16 protein-coding genes are annotated in these 16,326 nt (G+C 71.4%); 8 read left to right on the top strand and 8 right to left on the bottom strand.

Annotated elements, in window-relative coordinates; all coding sequences use genetic code 11:
• Both C4T78_RS35780 and C4T78_RS35775 read right to left on the bottom strand, forming a co-directional pair.
• On the bottom strand, positions 1-188 hold a 188-nt coding region (locus C4T78_RS35780), incomplete at its 3' end, for a cation transporter (RefSeq protein ID WP_181138269.1).
• Positions 189-223: 35 nt separating this feature from the next.
• On the bottom strand, positions 224-430 hold the full coding sequence (locus tag C4T78_RS35775) for a heavy-metal-associated domain-containing protein (protein ID WP_093359038.1): 207 nt from the start codon (positions 428-430) through the stop codon (positions 224-226).
• A gap of 256 nt (positions 431-686) precedes the next feature.
• Between C4T78_RS35775 and C4T78_RS36730 the strand changes: the two genes are divergently transcribed.
• Entirely contained in the window at positions 687-842 is a 156-nt protein-coding gene (locus tag C4T78_RS36730) for a hypothetical protein (RefSeq protein WP_093161061.1), read from the top strand.
• 36 nt (positions 843-878) lie between these two features.
• Here the strand turns inward: C4T78_RS36730 and C4T78_RS35770 are convergent, their stop codons facing one another.
• On the bottom strand, positions 879-1,271 hold the full coding sequence (locus C4T78_RS35770; RefSeq protein ID WP_093359030.1) for a cold-shock protein: 393 nt from the start codon (positions 1,269-1,271) through the stop codon (positions 879-881).
• 187 nt (positions 1,272-1,458) lie between these two features.
• Here C4T78_RS35770 and C4T78_RS35765 point away from each other — a divergent pair, with 187 nt between their 5' ends.
• The gene (locus C4T78_RS35765) at positions 1,459-2,763 is read left to right on the top strand and encodes a flavin monoamine oxidase family protein (protein ID WP_235863924.1); all 1,305 of its coding nucleotides are present in this window, start codon (positions 1,459-1,461) and stop codon (positions 2,761-2,763) included.
• Between the two features lie 5 nt (positions 2,764-2,768).
• Here the strand turns inward: C4T78_RS35765 and C4T78_RS35760 are convergent, their stop codons facing one another.
• The gene (locus C4T78_RS35760) at positions 2,769-2,963 is read right to left on the bottom strand and encodes a hypothetical protein (protein ID WP_093359026.1); all 195 of its coding nucleotides are present in this window, start codon (positions 2,961-2,963) and stop codon (positions 2,769-2,771) included.
• A gap of 289 nt (positions 2,964-3,252) precedes the next feature.
• On the opposite strand from C4T78_RS35760, the gene C4T78_RS35755 reads away from it, so the two are divergent.
• The 5 genes from C4T78_RS35755 to C4T78_RS35735 all read left to right on the top strand — a co-directional run bounded on the left by C4T78_RS35755 (position 3,253) and on the right by C4T78_RS35735 (position 9,901).
• The gene (locus tag C4T78_RS35755; RefSeq protein ID WP_093359024.1) at positions 3,253-4,014 is read left to right on the top strand and encodes an enoyl-CoA hydratase/isomerase family protein; all 762 of its coding nucleotides are present in this window, start codon (positions 3,253-3,255) and stop codon (positions 4,012-4,014) included.
• Positions 4,015-4,131: 117 nt separating this feature from the next.
• Positions 4,132-5,235, top strand: coding sequence for a sensor histidine kinase (locus tag C4T78_RS35750; protein WP_093359022.1), 1,104 nt, complete (start codon positions 4,132-4,134; stop codon positions 5,233-5,235).
• A complete protein-coding gene (locus C4T78_RS35745) occupies positions 5,232-5,885 on the top strand; it encodes a response regulator (RefSeq protein ID WP_093161073.1) in 654 nt (217 codons plus the stop codon). The genes C4T78_RS35750 and C4T78_RS35745 overlap by 4 nt, the downstream gene beginning before the upstream one ends.
• 78 nt (positions 5,886-5,963) lie before the next feature.
• Positions 5,964-7,367: a 3' terminal RNA ribose 2'-O-methyltransferase Hen1 gene (locus C4T78_RS35740; RefSeq protein ID WP_093359020.1), complete on the top strand. Its 1,404-nt coding sequence runs from the start codon at positions 5,964-5,966 to the stop codon at positions 7,365-7,367.
• A complete protein-coding gene (locus tag C4T78_RS35735) occupies positions 7,364-9,901 on the top strand; it encodes a polynucleotide kinase-phosphatase (RefSeq protein ID WP_093359018.1) in 2,538 nt (845 codons plus the stop codon). The genes C4T78_RS35740 and C4T78_RS35735 overlap by 4 nt, the downstream gene beginning before the upstream one ends.
• Before the next feature lie 4 nt (positions 9,902-9,905).
• Here the strand turns inward: C4T78_RS35735 and C4T78_RS35730 are convergent, their stop codons facing one another.
• Together C4T78_RS35730 and C4T78_RS35725 are read right to left on the bottom strand one after the other, a co-directional pair.
• Positions 9,906-11,483 carry a FadD3 family acyl-CoA ligase gene (locus C4T78_RS35730; protein WP_093359016.1) on the bottom strand — a complete coding sequence of 526 codons (1,578 nt, stop codon included), beginning with the start codon at positions 11,481-11,483 and terminating at the stop codon, positions 9,906-9,908.
• An 88-nt stretch (positions 11,484-11,571) separates the two neighbouring features.
• The gene (locus C4T78_RS35725; protein ID WP_093359034.1) at positions 11,572-13,011 is read right to left on the bottom strand and encodes a serine/threonine-protein kinase; all 1,440 of its coding nucleotides are present in this window, start codon (positions 13,009-13,011) and stop codon (positions 11,572-11,574) included.
• A 204-nt stretch (positions 13,012-13,215) separates the two neighbouring features.
• Here C4T78_RS35725 and C4T78_RS35720 point away from each other — a divergent pair, with 204 nt between their 5' ends.
• Entirely contained in the window at positions 13,216-14,403 is a 1,188-nt protein-coding gene (locus tag C4T78_RS35720) for a cytochrome P450 (protein WP_093359014.1), read from the top strand.
• A 41-nt stretch (positions 14,404-14,444) separates the two neighbouring features.
• On the opposite strand, the gene C4T78_RS35715 is transcribed toward C4T78_RS35720, so the two are convergent.
• Together C4T78_RS35715 and C4T78_RS35710 are read right to left on the bottom strand one after the other, a co-directional pair.
• Positions 14,445-14,693: a hypothetical protein gene (locus tag C4T78_RS35715; RefSeq protein WP_093359012.1), complete on the bottom strand. Its 249-nt coding sequence runs from the start codon at positions 14,691-14,693 to the stop codon at positions 14,445-14,447.
• A 13-nt stretch (positions 14,694-14,706) separates the two neighbouring features.
• Positions 14,707-16,326: sodium:solute symporter family protein (locus tag C4T78_RS35710; RefSeq protein WP_103908119.1), on the bottom strand; the 1,620-nt coding region annotated here is incomplete at its 5' end.

The following is a 16,326-nucleotide window of genomic DNA, read 5'->3' as shown; positions in this document are numbered from 1 at the left end:
TGCGGGTCGAGGCCGTCCGGGACGCTCACGCGGGCCTTCTCGGTCGCGTAGTTCACCGTCGCCACGACACCGTCGAGCTTGTTCAGCTTCCGCTCGATCCGCGCCGCGCACGAAGCGCAGGTCATCCCGGAGATCGCCAGTTCGAGCTGCTGCCCGGCGACGGGGCTGGTGTCGTGCACGTCGGTCATCCCGGAGTCACTTCCTCACGAGCGGCGGTCGAGGATCAGTAGGCCAGCTGGTAACCGGCCTCTTCGACGGCGGCGCGCACCTGGTCGACGTCGATCTCCTGGTCGCTGGTGACGGTGACCGCACCGGTCGGCAGGTCGACCCGGACACCGGTCACACCGGCGATCTCACCGACCTCCTCGGTCACCGAGAGCACGCAGTGCTCGCAGGTCATCCCGGTCACGGTGTAGGTCGCCTCGCTCATCTGCATCCACCTCTCCACGCTGCTGCGCGCCGCACGGGGCGCTTCCACCCCCTTTATACCCTAGGGGGGTAGGGTGATCAAACACGCGGTCCTCGCACCCGGGAAAGGTATTCCCCACCGGGAGGCCGCCGGGGCTCGGGGTGTGACGCGAGTCTCGACCGGCGCTACCGGCGAGCGCGGAACGCGGTTGGCATGCTGAGCTCGACCAGCGATCGCCGACCGGCGACGCGCAAGACCGGTCCACGGAGGAAGCACCTTGAGCACCGAATCCGAGCGCCCGACGACCGGCGACGCCGAGTCGGGCAGGCACCGCCACGCCGCGCAGGAAGGCGCCGGCGTGCACCCGCTGATCGACCTGTCCCGCGACCCGCACCCGGGCGTGCCGGACCACGCGAAGCCGGACGAGGACTGAACGCCCCGGCACCTGCGCCCGGCGCGCGGGTGCCGGTCAGGCCTCCACCCAGCCGTGCCGGACGGCCACCTGGGTGAGCTTCTGGCGCACCTGCAGGATCTGCTCGGCGGTGATCGTCGGCGAAGCGCTCAGCAGCGACTCGGTGATCAGCTCGTGGAACTCCTTGGCCGAGAGCACGTCGAAGAGCTCCTCCTCGGGCAGCTGGGCGCCGGGCTCGGCCGCGCCCTGCCGCACCATGCGCACGTTCGACGCCTTCGGGCCGCGGTCGCTCTCCTCCAGGTCGAACTCCACGACCGCGCCCGGCGCGACCAGCCGCTTGTCGAAGGTCAGGTCGTTGACGTGGATGAACACGTCCTCACCGCCCACCTCGGGGGCCACGAACCCGTAACCGCGGACCTCGTCGAACCGAACGACCTTGCCCGTAACCATCAACCAGTTCCCACCTATCACCACGAACCCCGCACCCCATCCGCGGGGACGGGAATTGTACCGCTCCGCACCCGGCAGGCGCCAACCAGTCCACATAGGACACCAGCAACCGCTCGATCGGCGGATACGGCGGCCGCCGATGACCGACACAATGCGCTGGGACCCATCCGAATGCGGGGAGCTGCGCATGGACTCCTACGACGTCGTCGTCATCGGTGCCGGATTCGCCGGGCTCGTCGCGGCCCGCGAGCTGGCCCTGCGCGGGCACGCGGTGGTGGTGCTCGAAGCGCGGGACCGCATCGGCGGGCGGACCTGGACCGATGAGCGCCTCGGACGCCGCCTGGAGATGGGCGGCACCTGGGTGCACTGGCTGCAACCGCACGTCTGGAGCGAGATCACCCGCTACGGCCTGCGCGTCGAGGCGAGCCCGGTCGCGCAGACCGTCCACTGGATCGCAGGCGGCAACGCCCACGAGGGCAGCCCGGCGGAGTTCAACGCCCTGATCGCCCCCGCCATGGACCGGCTGGCCGCCGACAGCCGCACCTGGTTCCCGCTCCCCCACGAGCCGCTGCACCGGGCCGACCTGGACTGGATCGACCACCTCTCGGTCGCCGACTACTTATCGGGCCTCGATCTCACCCCGGCCGAGCGCGAGGTGACCACCGGCGTGTGGGCCGAGCACTTCAACGGCCCGGCAGCGGTCTCCGGCCTCGCCCAGGCCATGCGCTGGTGCGCGGTCGCCTCCGGGAACTGGCAGCTGCTGCACCAGGCCACCTCGGGCCACCGGCTCACCGAGGGCACCGCGGCGCTGGCCGGAGCGATCGCCGCCGACAGCGACGCCGAGCTCCGGCTCGGCTCGGTGGTCACGAGCGTCGCCCAGGACACCGGCGGCGGCGCGACCGTCACGACGGCCGACGGCTCGCGGTTCGCCGCCCGGCAGGTGATCTGCACGCTGCCGCTCAACGTGCTGGACACCATCGACTTCCAGCCCGCGCTACCGGCCGCCAAGCTGGCCGCCAACGCCGAGCGCACCGCCTCGCAGGGGCTGAAGACCTGGATCCGGGTGCGCGGCGAGGTCCCGCCGTTCACCGGCTACGCGCCCGACGACCACGACCTGACCTTCGTGCACACCGAGTGCACAGTGGACGGCGACACCCTGCTGGTCGCCTTCGGCACCCGCGCCGCCGATCTGGCCCCCGACGACGTCGAGGGCGTGACCCGCGCGCTGCGCGCCTGGCGCGAGGACCTGGAAGTGCTCGACGTGGCCGGTCACGACTGGATGTCCGATGCGTTCGCCCGCGAGACCTGGCCGATGCAGCGGCCCGGCCAGCTGACCGCGTACCTGGCCGCCCTGCAGGAACCGCACGGCGCGGTCCGCTTCGCCGGTTCGGACGTCGCCACCGGCTGGGCGGGTTTCATCGACGGGGCGATCGAGAGCGGGTTGCGGGTCTCCCGCGCCGCGCGGAGCGCCCTGCGCGGCGCGGGAGCCTGAGCTGCTCACACGCGCGGGAGCGGGATGTCGGGACGTTCCGAGCGAGCCGGTCCGTGCTCCACGTAGTCGGCGGCGAACCGCATGCCCGCCTGGTACGCCTCGATGCGCGCGCGGCCGATCTCGGCCTCGATGTCCCCGGGGTCGAGTTCCTCGGCCAACGAACGCACCTCCGCCAGGCGACGGTTGGTCACCTCGTCCATGTCCGCTCCTGTCCTTCCGCATCGGCTCACCCCTGATCCTCGCCACTCCTGGCCGGGTTTGCACGATCGGGTGGCTGAATACGCCCGGATCAGGCCCGATACCGCACCGAGCGCGACGGACACACTGCGCTCGGTGACCACCGGACGGTCGTCCGGCACGAATCCGGTGAGCGGCGTCGGGTCGAGCACATCACCTCGATCAGGACCGGGTGCTTCGGCGAGGATGAGCGCCGGACCTCATCCGGCACGGCGGCACCGGCGTGCCCACGAGCAACGGAGCGACTACTCGATGAGCAACGCCAAGGGCAGGCTGGACCTGGACGTCGCCGGGCACACCGCGTGGATCACGATCGACAACCCGGACCGCCGCAACGCCATGACGGCGAGCATGTGGCGGCAGGTCCCGGAGTTGCTGGGCGCGGTCGCCGACGATCCGGCGGCGCGCGTCGTGGTGCTGACCGGGGCCGGCGGCGCGTTCTGCGCCGGGGCCGACATCTCGGAGCTGCAGGCCATCGAGGGCGCGGCGGAGAACCCGACGGTGGCCGCCGAGCGCGCCCTGGTCGACTGCCCGCTGCCCACCATCGCGCTGGTCAACGGGCTGTGCATCGGTGGTGGCTGCCAGCTCGCCGCGGCCTGCGACATCCGCGTCTCGGCGACGTCGGCGACCTTCGGCATCACCCCGGCCAAGCTCGGCATCGTCTACCCGCCGTCGAGCATCGCCCGCCTCACCGAGCTCGTCGGACCGTCGGCGGCGAAGCTGCTGCTGTTCTCGGCGGACTTCTTCGACGCCGCGCACGCGCTGCGGATGCGCTTGGTGGACGAGGTCGTCGACGACCCCCGGGCTCGGGTGGACGAACTGGCGGCGACCATCGCCTCCCGATCCCAGCTCACGGTCCGCGCGTCGAAGGAGCTCGTCGACCTCGCCCAGCGCGGTCTGCCGCTCGGCGAGCGGGCCGGGCAGTGGCAGCAGCGGTCGGCCGAAGCGGGTGAGAGCGCCGAGGGGATCGCCGCCTTCCTCGGGCGCCGCCGACCGGAGTTCCCGTACCACTGAGGTCCACATCGGACAGCGGTACCTTGGTCGCGGACCGGCGGCTACGTCGAGGGGAGTACGCGGATGTGCGCTTCCGGGCCGACTCCCCGCGAGGCCGGGTCGGCGAGAATCCACCGCATGCGGGCATTGCGATCGTGGAGCGCGGACGCGGCACTCGCCGTGGCGATCACGCTGGTCGGGCTGGTGGGCACCACCATCGCCGACCGGTGGTCGGACACCGCGATCCGGCCGCTGGACGCCCTCGGGCTCGCCGTGGTGGCCGCGGCGGGCCTGAGCCTGGTGCTGCGCCGCAGGCAGCCCGTGTTCACCGCCGGCGCGGTCGCGCTGCTGACCTCCACGTACCTGGTGCTGGGCTACACCTACGGCCCGATCATGCTGTCGCTGGTCGTGGCGGTCTACTCGCTGGCCCGGCACCGGCCGCCGTCGACCTCCGCGCCGGTCGCGGTGGGCGTGCTCGCGGTGCTGCTGGTGCACGTCCTCACCACCGGCTCCGGGCTGCCGAGCCTGCTCGGCGCGATCCCCGGTTCGGCGTGGGTGGCCGTGCCGTTCGCCATCGGCAGCGTCCTGCGCGTGCAGCGCGAGGCGGCGGAGCGGAACCGGGCCGAGCAGCTGCGCCAGCGCGTCGACGACGAGCGGCTGCGCATCGCGCAAGAGGTGCACGACGTCGTCGGTCACGGGCTGGCGGCGATCAAGATGCAGGCCGATGTCGCGCTGCACGTGCTGGCGAAGAAGCCGGAGCAGGCCGAGGTGGCGCTGGAGGCGATCAGCCGGACCAGCAGCGACGCGCTCGACGAGCTGCGCGCGACGCTGGCGGTGGTGCGCCGCTCCGACGTGCGGACGCCGGGCCTGGCACGGCTGGATGACCTGCTGCAGCGCATGCGCGAAGCCGGACTGGCCGTCGAGCTGAGCACCGCCGGACAGCCCCGGCAGCTGCCACCGGTGGTCGACCTGACCGGCTACCGGATCCTGCAGGAATCGCTGACCAACGTGCTGCGCCACACCAGCGACAAGCGCGCCGAGGTGTCCGTCGAGTACGCCGAGGACGCCGTGGTCCTCACCATCACCAACCCGCTTTCCGGTCCCGGCGGCGGTGGTGGTGGACTCGGGCTGCCCGGCATGCGGCAGCGGGTCGCATCGCTGGGCGGTGAGTTCACCGCCGGTCCCACCGCGGACCGCAGGTTCACCGTCCACGCCCGCCTGCCCACCGGAGGAACCGGATGATCTCCGTGCTGATCGTCGACGACCAGGACCTGGTGCGCATCGGGCTGCGCACGCTGATCGACAGCGAGGACGACCTGATCTGCGCCGGGGAGGCCGCCGACGGGCTGGCCGCGGTGGCCGCGGCGCGCGAGCACCGGCCGGACGTGGTCCTGATGGACGTGCGGATGGCCGGGGTCGACGGTCTCGAAGCCACCCGGCGCATCACCGCCGATCCCGAGCTCGCCGCGACCAGGGTGATCGTGCTGACCACCTTCGAGATCGACGAGTACGTCTTCAGCGCGCTGCGCGCCGGGGCCAGCGGTTTCCTGCTCAAGGACACCAAGCCGGTCGACCTGCTGCGCGCGATCCGGCTGGTCGCCGCGGGTGATGCGCTGCTCGCGCCGTCGGCGACGCGCCAGCTGGTCCGCGAGTTCGTCTCGATGCAGCCGCGCGCCCGCCGCCCGCACCCCCAGCTGCACACGCTGACCGAGCGCGAGCGGGAAGTGCTCGGACTGGTCGCCGAGGGGCTCAACAACGAGGAGATCGCCGAGCGGCTGGTGGTCAGCCCGGCCACCGCGCGCACGCACGTGAGCCGCGCGATGGTCAAGCTCGGCGCGCGGGACCGGGCGCAGCTCGTCGTGTTCGCCTACCAGTCCGGGCTCGCCGACTGATCGTCCTCATAGGACTGAACCGATCCGATCTCGCGAAAACCGCTTCGCCCGCGCCAGCCGATCGGTCAGAATCGGACTGTGTTCGTCACCGTCAGCACCACGCACCAGCCCGCGACCGACCTGGGCCACCTGCTGCACAAACATCCCGGCAGAGCGCAGGAGTTCCCGGTCGCCGGCGGGACCGCGCACGTCTTCTACCCGGTCGCCGGACCGGCGGAGTGCACGGCCGCGCTGCTGCTGGACGTCGATCCGGTCGGTCTGGTGCGCGGCAAGCACAACGATTCCTTCGCGCTGGGCCAGTACGTCAACGACCGGCCCTACGCGGCCGGTTCACTGCTGGCGGTGGCACTGGGCTCGGTGTTCCGGACGGCGCTGAACGGTCGCTGCGACGCGCGGCCCGAGCTGGCCGCCACCGAGATCCCGCTGCGGATCCGGGTCCCAGCACTGCCCTGCCGCGGCGGGACAGCGCTGGCGGCCCGGCTGTTCGAGCCGCTGGGCTGGCAGGTCGAGGCCACGCCGATCCCGCTGGATCCGCAGCTGCCGGATGCGGGCGATTCGCGTTACGTCGACCTGCGGCTGTCCGGGAACCTGCGGCTCTCCGACGCTCTCAAGCACCTGTACGTGCTGATCCCGGTGCTGGACGACGCCAAGCACTACTGGGTCACCGGTGACGAGGTGGACAAGCTGTTGCGCGCCGGCGACGGCTGGCTGGCCGAGCACCCGGAGCGGGAGCTGATCAGCCACCGCTACCTCGCGCACCGCAAGTCCTACGTCCGCTCCGCGTTGGCGCAGCTCGCCGAGAGCGGCGACGCCGAAGGCGAGCTGGACAACGCCCTGGCCGAACCTGTCGTCTCCGAGGTCCCCGAGACCGATGTGCCGCTGGCCGTGCAGCGGCGCCGCAGTGTGCTCTCCGTGCTCAAGGCCAGCGGTGCGCGCCGCGTGCTGGACCTGGGTTGCGGTGGCGGGGCGCTGCTGAGCGATCTGGTGAAGGAACCGTCGTTCACCGAGATCGTCGGCGTGGACGTCTCGGCGCGTGCCCTGGAGCTCGCGGAACGGCGCTTCGAGCGGTTGTCCGAGCGCCAGCGCGAACGGCTCGTGCTGCGGCAGTCCGCGCTGACCTACGTCGATGCCGAGCTGGCCGGTTACGACGCCGCGGTGCTGATGGAGGTCGTCGAGCACGTCGACCCGAGCAGGCTGGCCGCGCTGGAGCACGCGGTGTTCGCCGCCGCCCGGCCGCGCACCGTCGTGGTGACCACCCCGAACGTGGAGTACAACGTGCGATTCGAAAACCTGCCCGCCGGGCGGTTCCGGCATCCCGACCACCGGTTCGAGTGGACCAGGGCGCAGTTCCAGGAGTGGGCGGGCGGAGTCGCCGAGCGGCACGGCTGCACCGTCGAGCACCTGCCGGTCGGCCCGGTGGATCCGCAGGTCGGGGCGCCGACGCAGCTGGCCGTGTTCACCAGGGCGGAGGTGTCCGCATGAGACTGTCCATTCCGGACATGTCGCTGGTGGTGCTCATCGGCGCCTCCGGCTCGGGCAAGTCGACCTTCGCCCGCACCCACTTCGCGCCGACCCAGGTGCTCTCCAGCGACTTCTTCCGCGGTCTGGTCGCCGATGACGAGACCGACCAGTCGGCCAGCGCCGCGGCCTTCGACGCGCTGCACTACGTCGCGGGCAAGCGGCTGGAGGCCGGCCGGATGACGGTGATCGACGCGACGAACGTGCAGCGCAGCGCGCGGTCCGCGCTGGTCGAGCTGGCCAGGAAGCACCACGTGCTGCCGGTGGCGATCGTGCTCGACCTGCCCGAGTCGGTGTGCCTGGCGCGCAACGCCGAACGCTCCGACCGCGACTTCGGGCCGGGCGTCGTGCGCAAGCACCGGGCCGAACTGCGGGGTTCGCTGAAATCGCTGCAGCGCGAGGGCTTCCGCCGGGTGCACGTGCTGCGCAGCGTCGAGGAGGTCGAGGCCGCGGGCATCGACGTGGTTCCGCTGCTCAACGACAAGCGCGCCGAGACCGGGCCGTTCGACGTGATCGGCGACGTGCACGGTTGCCGGGCCGAGCTGGAGGAGCTGCTCGGCGAGCTGGGCTACGTCGTCGAGCGCGACGCCGAGCAGCGGGCGATCGGCGCGCGCCACCCGGAGGGCAGGCGCGCGGTGTTCGTCGGCGACCTGGTCGACCGCGGCCCGGACACGCCGGGGGTGCTGCGCCTGGTCATGGGCATGGCCGCGGCGGGCACCGCGCTGGTGGTGTGCGGCAACCACGACGACAAGCTGGCGCGCGCACTGCGCGGGCGCAACGTCAAGATCGCGCACGGGCTCGCCGAGTCCTTGGCGCAGCTGTCGGCCGAACCGGCGGAGTTCCGCAAGCAGGTCGAGGAGTTCTGCGGCGGGCTGGTCGCGCACTACGTGCTCGACGGCGGCAAGCTCGTGGTCGCCCACGCCGGGCTGCCCGAGCGCTACCACGGCCGGGCATCGGGCACCGTGCGCGGCTTCGCGCTCTACGGCGAGACCACCGGGGAGACCGACGAGTACGGGCTGCCGGTGCGCTATCCGTGGGCCGAGGAGTACCGGGGCCGGGCCGTGGTGCTCTACGGCCACACGCCGACCCCCGAAGCGGAGTGGATCAACGGCACCATGTGCCTGGACACCGGCTGCGTGTTCGGTGGCGAGCTGACCGCGCTGCGCTACCCGGAGCGCGAGCTGGTGTCGGTGCCCGCGCAGCGCGTCTGGTACGAGCCGACGCGCCCGCTGCTGCCTTCCGCCGAGCCGTCGGCGCCGCGGCGCGATCCGGGTGTGCTCGACCTCGACGACGTCGCCGGGCGGCGGAGCGTGGAGACCCGGCACCACGGCCGGATCGCGATCCAGCCCGAGCGCGCGGCCGCGGCGCTGGAGGTGATGAGCCGGTTCGCGATCGACCCGCGGTGGCTGCTGTACCTGCCGCCGACGATGTCGCCGGTCGCCACCTCGAAGCGGCCCGATGTGCTGGAGCACCCGGAGGAGGCGTTCGCCGGCTACCGCGCGGCCGGGGTGCAGGACGTGCTGTGCGAGGAGAAGCACATGGGTTCCCGCGCGGTCGTCCTGGTGCGCCGGGACGATTCGGCGGGGCGGTTCGGCATCGAAGGGCCCGGTGTGGTGCACACCCGGACCGGGCGGCCGTTCTTCGCCGCCGAGCAGGAGTCGGAGCTGCTCACCGAGGTGCGCGCAGCGGTGACCTCGGCCGGGTTGTGGGATGAGCTGGAGAGCGACTGGCTGCTGCTGGACGCCGAGCTGATGCCGTGGAGCGCCAAGGCCGGTGCGCTGATCACCGAGCAGTACGCCTCGGTCGGGGCCGCTGCCGAAGCCGCGCTGCCGCCCGCGCTCGACGCGCTGACCGCGGCGACCGAGCGAGGTGTCGACGTGTCGGCTCTGCTGGCGAAGACCAGCGCCCGGGCGGACAACGCCGGCGCGTACCGGGAGGCCTACCGCCGTTACTGCTGGCCCACGGAGGGTTTGCGCGGTGTGCGGCTGGCGCCGTTCCAGCTGCTGGCCACCGAGGGCCGGACCTACCACGACCGCGAGCACGGCTGGCACCTCGCGCTGGCCGACCGGTTGGTGCAGGCCGACCCCGAGCTGTTCGCCACGACCCGCCGCTTCGCGGTGGACACCACCGATCCGGCCTCCACGGCCGCGGGCACCGCCTGGTGGGAAGAGCTGACCGGGGCCGGTGGTGAGGGCATGGTCGTCAAACCGGCGGGCAACCTCACCAGGGGCAAGCGCGGGCTCGTGCAGCCGGGCACGAAGGTGCGCGGGCGGGAGTACCTGCGGATCATCTACGGCCCCGACTACACCGAGCGGGCCAACCTCGACCGGCTGCGGCAGCGGGGTCTGGGCCGCAAGCGCGGGCTGGCCAGCCGCGAGTACGCCCTGGGCCTGGAAGGGCTGGAGCGGCTGGCGCGCGGTGAACCGCTGTGGCGGGTGCACGAGTGCGTTTTCGCCGTGCTGGCCCTGGAGTCCGAGCCGGTGGACCCGCGGTTGTAGCGGTTCACCGCAGGTCGCGCAGCAGGCGTTTGAGGATCTTCCCGGAGGGGTTGCGCGGCAGATCGGTGCGGAACTCGACCTGCCGGGGCCGCTTGTAGTTGGCCAAGCGGTCCCGGCAGTGCGCCAGTACCTGCTCGGCGGACAGCTCGGCGCTGCCGACGACGAACGCCTTGCCGACCTCGCCGAGGCGTTCGTCGGGCACGCCCACCACGGCGACCTCCACCACGCCGTCCAGCCGGGCCAGCACCTGCTCGACCTCGGCCGGGTAGACGTTGAAACCGCCGCAGATGTACATGTCCTTGAGCCGGTCGGTGATGGTCAGGTAGCCGCGCTCGTCCAGCGTTCCGACGTCACCGGTGCGCAGCCAGCCGCCGGGGCCGATCGCCTGCTCCGTGGCCGCTTCGTCGTCGAGGTAGCCCAGCATGACGTTGTCCCCGCGCACCTGGATCTCCCCCGCCTCACCAGCGGGTTTCGCGGTGCCGTCCGAGCCTGCGATCCGGACTTCGAGGCCGGCCGCGGCGCGTCCGCAGGTGCGGGCCACGGTCTCGTCGTCGTCCTCCGGCCGGCACATCGTCGCCACGACCGCCTCGGTGAGCCCGTAGGCGGTGAGCACGGTGTCGAAGCTCAGCTCGCGCTGCATCCGCTCCACCAGGACCACCGGGACGGTGGCCGCGCCGGTCACCGCCAGCCGCAGGCTCGACAGATCCCGGCTCCCGCGGTCGGCGTGGTCGAGCATCGACTGGTAGATGGTCGGCGGCCCGGGCAGCACCGTGATCCGGTCGGCCTCGACGCGCCGGAGCACTTCGGCGACGTCGAAGGTCGGCTGCGGCAGCAGCGCCGCGCCGCTGAGCAGGCAGGCCAGGATCCCGGCCTTGTAACCGAAGCTGTGGAAGAACGGGTTGATCACCAGGTAGCGGTCATCGCTGGTCAGCGCGCCGTGCTCGACCCAGGCGCGCGCGACGCCGAGCGCCTGGCGGTGCGCGCTCATCGCGCCCTTGCTCCGCCCGGTCGTGCCCGAGGTGAACAGGATGTCGCTGACGTCGTCGGGCGTGACCGCGGCGGCCACCTCATCGGCGCGCTCCGGCGGCACCGCGGTCGCCAGCTCGTCGAGGTCGCTCCAGCGGCGGGTGCCCGGAACCGGTTCCAGCTCGCCTTCGACCGGGATGCGGATGGTGGTGCGCAGCTGGTCGAGCGGCCCGCCGTTGGCGGCGCGGATCTGCGCCAGCCGGTCGGTGCCGAGGAACTCCCCGGCGATCACCAGCGCGCGGGCCTGCGAGCGGCGGATCACGTCGAGGCTCTCGGCGCCGGTGAACCGGGTGTTGACCGGCACCAGCGTCGCGCCCGCGTACTGCGCCCCGAGCGCGGCCAGCACCCAGTGGTGGGTGTTCGGCGAGCACAGCGCGACCCGGTCGCCGGGCCGGACGCCTTCGGCCATGAGCGCACGAGCCACCGTCCGCACCCGCTCCAGCAGTTGCGCGAAGTCGAGCCGGACGGGCCCGTCCAGCACCGCGGTCGAATCCGGGAAGCGCTGTGCGGCAACGCCGATCGCCGCGGGAATGGTGAACGGCTCGCTGCCGGGCACGGGACCACCTCCAAGCAAGTGCTTGGTAAGCTAACCTCCCGAGCGCTTGCTTGGCCAGAGGCCGCGGCCGATTTCGGCGCCGAACGCTCTACTGGCCGATCGGGACGTAGTCGGACCAGACGGTGTCGCTGAGCTTGACCTTGGCGTCCCAGAGCTCGACCTTGAACCGCACCCGGCCCTTCTCGCTCAGGTCGAAGTTGCAGTCGACCGGATCGCCCTGGGAATTGGTGTCCTTGCACTCCACCACCCGGCCGTAGTCGGTCTCGGCGACCGTCTTGATCCACATGCCGTCCTTGCTGGTGTCGTGGGCGAACAAGTGGTCACCGATCGCCTCGAAGCAGCCGCTGCCGCGCGTCTCCCCCTGGTAGCTGATCGTCTGGCACCACTTGGTCTGCCTCGGCTCGGCCGGCTCGGTCTCCGGATCACCGCCCGGCTCGGTCTCCTCGGAGACCGGCTGCTCCACCGGCGGCGGCTCGGCCGGCGGTTCGGACGACGGGGCCCCGGTCGGCGGCGCGGACGTCTCGCCCGTCCCGCTCAGCGAAGTCGGGACCTCGATCGGGACGGCCTGGCCGGGTTCGGTGCGCATCGTGGTGGCGAAGGCGACCGCGCCCGCCACCACGGCCAGCGCCCCCGCTCCCGCTGCCAGGTACGGCCAGCGGGCCCGGCGGCGCGGTGCCGCGGGCGGCATCACGAACGCGGCCGGCATCGCGGTCACGCTGGTCAGCGCCTGGCGGGCGGCCCGGGCCAGCTCGCCGGCGCTGGCGTAGCGGTCGGCCGGGTTCTTGGCCATGCCGCGCGCGACGATGTGGTCGAACTCGCGCGGGATGTCACCGCGGGCGGCCGTGGGCAGCGGCGGCTGGTGGTTGAGGTGCGCGTTGATCAGCGAGGCGGCCGTCTCGCCCTCGAACGGCTTGCCGCCGGTCAGGCACTGGTAGAGCACGCAGGCCAGCGAGTACACGTCCGCCCGGTGGTCGACCGGGCCGTCGTCGAAGCGCTCCGGGGCCATGTAGGCGAGGGTGCCCACGGTGTAGCCGGTGGAGGTCAGGCTCGACGAGGCCCGCAGCGACGCGGCGATGCCGAAGTCCACCAGGTAGGCGAAGCCGTTCTCGCCGACCAGGATGTTGGACGGCTTGACGTCGCGGTGCACCAGGCCTTCGGCGTGCGCGGCGTCCAGGGCCTGCGCGATCTGCTCCAGGACGACCACCGCGTCGGCCGGGCGCATGGGGCCGTTGGCCGCCAGCAGCGAGCCGACGTCGCTGCCCTCCACCAGCCGCATGTCCAGGTAGAGGCGACCGTCGATCTCGCCGTAGGCGTGGATCGGGATGACGTGCGGTTCGCGCAGCCTGCCCGCCGCGTGCGCCTCCTGCTTGAACCGGTCGCGGAACTCCTCGTCGGTGGCGAGGTTGGCGGCCAGCAGCTTGAGCGCGACGACTCGGTCGTGGCGGGTGTCGTAGGCGCGCAGGATCTCTCCCATGCCGCCCCGCGCGATCAAACCCTCCACGCGGTACGGGCCGAACTGCCACTTCACGGTGCGCAACTCCTCTAACCGACGTCCGGGTCATCCTATTGGGCGACGTGCGGCACGCGGAACGCCCCGAAGTCCGGGCGATCCGCCACCGACGGTGAACATTCCGCTACGAAACCACCACCCCCGCTTCATTCGCCGCACCGGGCCTGCTACAAGAAGTGGATCATGCTGTGAAGGCTCCGGCTGCGGAAAGGACCAGTCCCGATGTCGACCGACACGACGGACGCACGCAAGATCGATCGCGGCGAGGAACTGGGCGGCTGCCCGGTCAGCCGGGGCGCCGACGGGGTCTGGCTGGTCCGCGGCCACGCCGCCGCGCGCGCCGCGCTGCGCAGCACCGACACCGTCCAGGCCGGTCTGGGCGTGGAGACCGTCGAGAAGATGCCCGGCAAGATCCGCCGCCCGGTGCTCTACCGGGACGGGCCCGAGCACCGCGAGCACCGGCGGCAGACCGCCAAGTACTTCACGCCGCGCCGGGTCGACGAGGCCTACCGGGGCATCATGGAGCGGGTCACCGACGAGCAGCTGGCCAAGCTGCGCCACCAGGGCCACGCGCAGCTGTCGGAGCTGAGCTTCGCCCTGTCCATCGACGTGGCGTGCGCGGTGATCGGGCTGACCGAGAGCCGCCCCGGCCTGGCCCAGCGGCTGGAGCGGTTCTTCCCGGAGGAGTTCGGCGAACCTGGCTTCACCAGCATCAACGGCCTGTACTGGGTGTGGCGGCAGGCCCGCAACTGGTCGAGCATCTTCCTCAACGACGTGCGCCCGGCGGTGCGCGCGCGGCGCGCGCAGCGGCGCGACGACCTGATCTCGCACCTGCTCGACGAGGGCTGCTCGGCGGCGGAGATCCTCGGCGAGTGCATCACCTTCGCCGCCGCGGGCATGATCACCACGCGGGAGTTCATCAACCTGTCGGCCTGGCACCTGTTCACCGACGACGCGCTGCGCGAGCGCTACCAGGCCGCCGAGGAGCCCGAGCGGATCGCGATCCTGCACGAACTGCTGCGGCTGGAACCGGTGGTCGGGCACCTCAAGCGGCGCGCCACCGCGCCCGTCGAGCTGCCCGGCGAGGACGGCGAGACGGTCACCGTCCCGGCCGGTGAGGTGATCGACGTCCAGGTCAGCGCCACCAACACCGACCAGCGCGCGGTCGGCGAGCAGCCGCTGGCGGTGTGCCCCGCGCGCCCGCTCACCGACGCCACCGCCCCGGGGATGTCCTTCGGGGACGGCGCGCACAAGTGCCCGGGCTCGAACGTCGCGATCCTGGAGACCGACGTGTTCCTCAGCAAGCTGTTCGCGCTGCCCGGTGTCGGGATGCGGACGCCGCCGCGCGTCTCCATGAACGAGGCGATCGGCGGCTACGAGCTGCGCGGCATGGTCGTGGAACTCCAGTAGCCGAGCGGAGGGGCACCCGTCGCGGGTGCCCCTCCGCGGCGTCAGGACTCCGGTGTCTCGTCGGCCGGGACCGCGATGGGCCGCAGCCGGGCCCAGACGACGAAGGCCGCGGCGAAGACGAGCATCCCGACGCCCGCCCACAGGTTGATGTTGACCCCGGCGGACTTCTCCACCGCCTCCGCGCCGGCGGTCGCACCGACGACGACCAGCACGGCGCCGTAGATGGCGAACAGCAGCGCGATCACCGTTCGGATGTCGAAAGCGCCCGCAGCGGGCTTGTTTTTCACCATGTCGCTTCCTCGGTCAGGCGAAGACGATGTTGAGGGCGATGACCAGGATCAGGGCGATGCCGGCCAGCAGTCCGGGCCGCCGGTACCAGCCGGCGTCCTCACCGCTGGTGGCCGCCTGCCGCGCCGACCGCGGCGTCAGCGAATACACCAGCCCCGCCAGCTCGGCCTCCGGCTTGGGCCGGGTCGCCAGGCTGACCACCACGCTGACGACGATGTCGACCACGAACGCCACCCCGGCACCCACGAAACTCGCGCCCTGCCCCGGCAGGTCCAGCACCCCGGTCTCGGCCAGCGCGAAGACCACCACCGCCGAGACCGTGCCCACCACCAGGCCCGCCCACCCGGCGTGCGGAGTCATCCGCTTCCAGAACATCCCCAGGATGAACGTCGCGAACAACGGCGCGTTGAAGAACGAGAACAACTGCTGCAGATAATCCATCAGGTTCGCATAACCCGAAGCGATGAACGCCGTGCCGACCGCCGCCACCGTCGCCCCGACGGTCACCCACCGGCCCATGTTCAGGTAATACCGGTCATCCCGGTCCCGCACCACGTACGACTGCCAGATGTCGTAGGTGAACACCGTGTTGAACGACGACAGGTTCGCCGCCATCCCCGCCATGAACGACGCCAGCAACCCCGCCAGCGCGATCCCCAGAATCCCGTTCGGCAGCAGATCCCGCATCAGCAGCAGGATCGCATCGTTGTAGCTGACCCCCGCACCCTCCGGCGCCCCCGCCTGCTTGTAGGCACCCAGCTCCGGGATCACCACCGCCGCGATCATCCCCGGAATGATCACGATGAACGGGATGAACATCTTCGGGAACGCCCCGATGATCGGCGTCCGCTGCGCCGCCGACATGCTCTTGGACGCCATCGCCCGCTGCACCTCGACGAAATTCGTCGTCCAGTACCCGAACGAGAGCACGAACCCCAGCCCGAACACCAACCCCACCACGCTCCACACCGGATCGGCGAACCCGGTCAGCTCCGTGCCCGGCCACGCCGAGAGCTGCTCAGCACCACCCGGACCCGCCGAGACCTTCTCCACCAGACCCCGCACCCCACCGACCTTCACCAACCCCACGATCGTCAACGGCAACAACGCCGCCACGATCACGAAGAACTGCAACACCTCGTTGTAGATCGCCGCCGACAACCCGCCCAACGCCGTGTAGGACAACACGATCGCCGCCGCGCACAACACCGACACCCACAACGGCCACCCCAGCAACGCATTCACGATGCTGGCCAGCAAATACAGATTCACCCCCGCGATCAACACCTGCGCCACCGCGAACGACACACCGTTCACCAAATGCGCCGCACGACCAAAACGCCGCAACATGAACTCCGGAACACTACGAACCTTCGACCCGTAGTAGAACGGCATCATCACCACACCCAAAAACAGCATGGCAGGCACCGCACCAACCCAGAAATAATGCATCGTCGGCATCCCGTACTGCGCACCATTGGCCGACATACCAATGATCTCGATCGCACCCAGATTAGCCGAGATGAACGCCAACCCCGTCACCCACGCAGGCAACGCCCGACCCGACAAGAAAAAATCCAGACTCGTCGACACCGCACGCCGCGCCACATAACCAATACCCAGCACAAAAACGAA

Origin of the sequence: Saccharopolyspora kobensis, assembly GCF_900108315.1 — a bacterium.
Classification (GTDB): domain Bacteria; phylum Actinomycetota; class Actinomycetes; order Mycobacteriales; family Pseudonocardiaceae; genus Saccharopolyspora; species Saccharopolyspora kobensis.
The sequence above is the reverse complement of the archived record's forward strand: the minus strand, read 5'-3'. Positions and strand labels throughout refer to the sequence as shown.

Bases quoted from the DNA above. Each gene is read 5' to 3' on its own strand.
- C4T78_RS35715 (WP_093359012.1), bottom strand. From the start codon at position 14,693: ATGGTGAAAAACAAGCCCGCTGCGGGCGCTTTCGACATCCGAACGGTG.
- C4T78_RS35720 (WP_093359014.1), top strand. From the start codon at position 13,216: ATGTCGACCGACACGACGGACGCACGCAAGATCGATCGCGGCGAGGAA.
- C4T78_RS35775 (WP_093359038.1), bottom strand. From the start codon at position 430: ATGAGCGAGGCGACCTACACCGTGACCGGGATGACCTGCGAGCACTGC.
- C4T78_RS35735 (WP_093359018.1), top strand. From the start codon at position 7,364: ATGAGACTGTCCATTCCGGACATGTCGCTGGTGGTGCTCATCGGCGCC.
- C4T78_RS35770 (WP_093359030.1), bottom strand. From the start codon at position 1,271: ATGGTTACGGGCAAGGTCGTTCGGTTCGACGAGGTCCGCGGTTACGGG.
- C4T78_RS35760 (WP_093359026.1), bottom strand. From the start codon at position 2,963: ATGGACGAGGTGACCAACCGTCGCCTGGCGGAGGTGCGTTCGTTGGCC.
- C4T78_RS35755 (WP_093359024.1), top strand. From the start codon at position 3,253: ATGAGCAACGCCAAGGGCAGGCTGGACCTGGACGTCGCCGGGCACACC.
- C4T78_RS35765 (WP_235863924.1), top strand. From the start codon at position 1,459: ATGGACTCCTACGACGTCGTCGTCATCGGTGCCGGATTCGCCGGGCTC.
- C4T78_RS35745 (WP_093161073.1), top strand. From the start codon at position 5,232: ATGATCTCCGTGCTGATCGTCGACGACCAGGACCTGGTGCGCATCGGG.
- C4T78_RS35750 (WP_093359022.1), top strand. From the start codon at position 4,132: ATGCGGGCATTGCGATCGTGGAGCGCGGACGCGGCACTCGCCGTGGCG.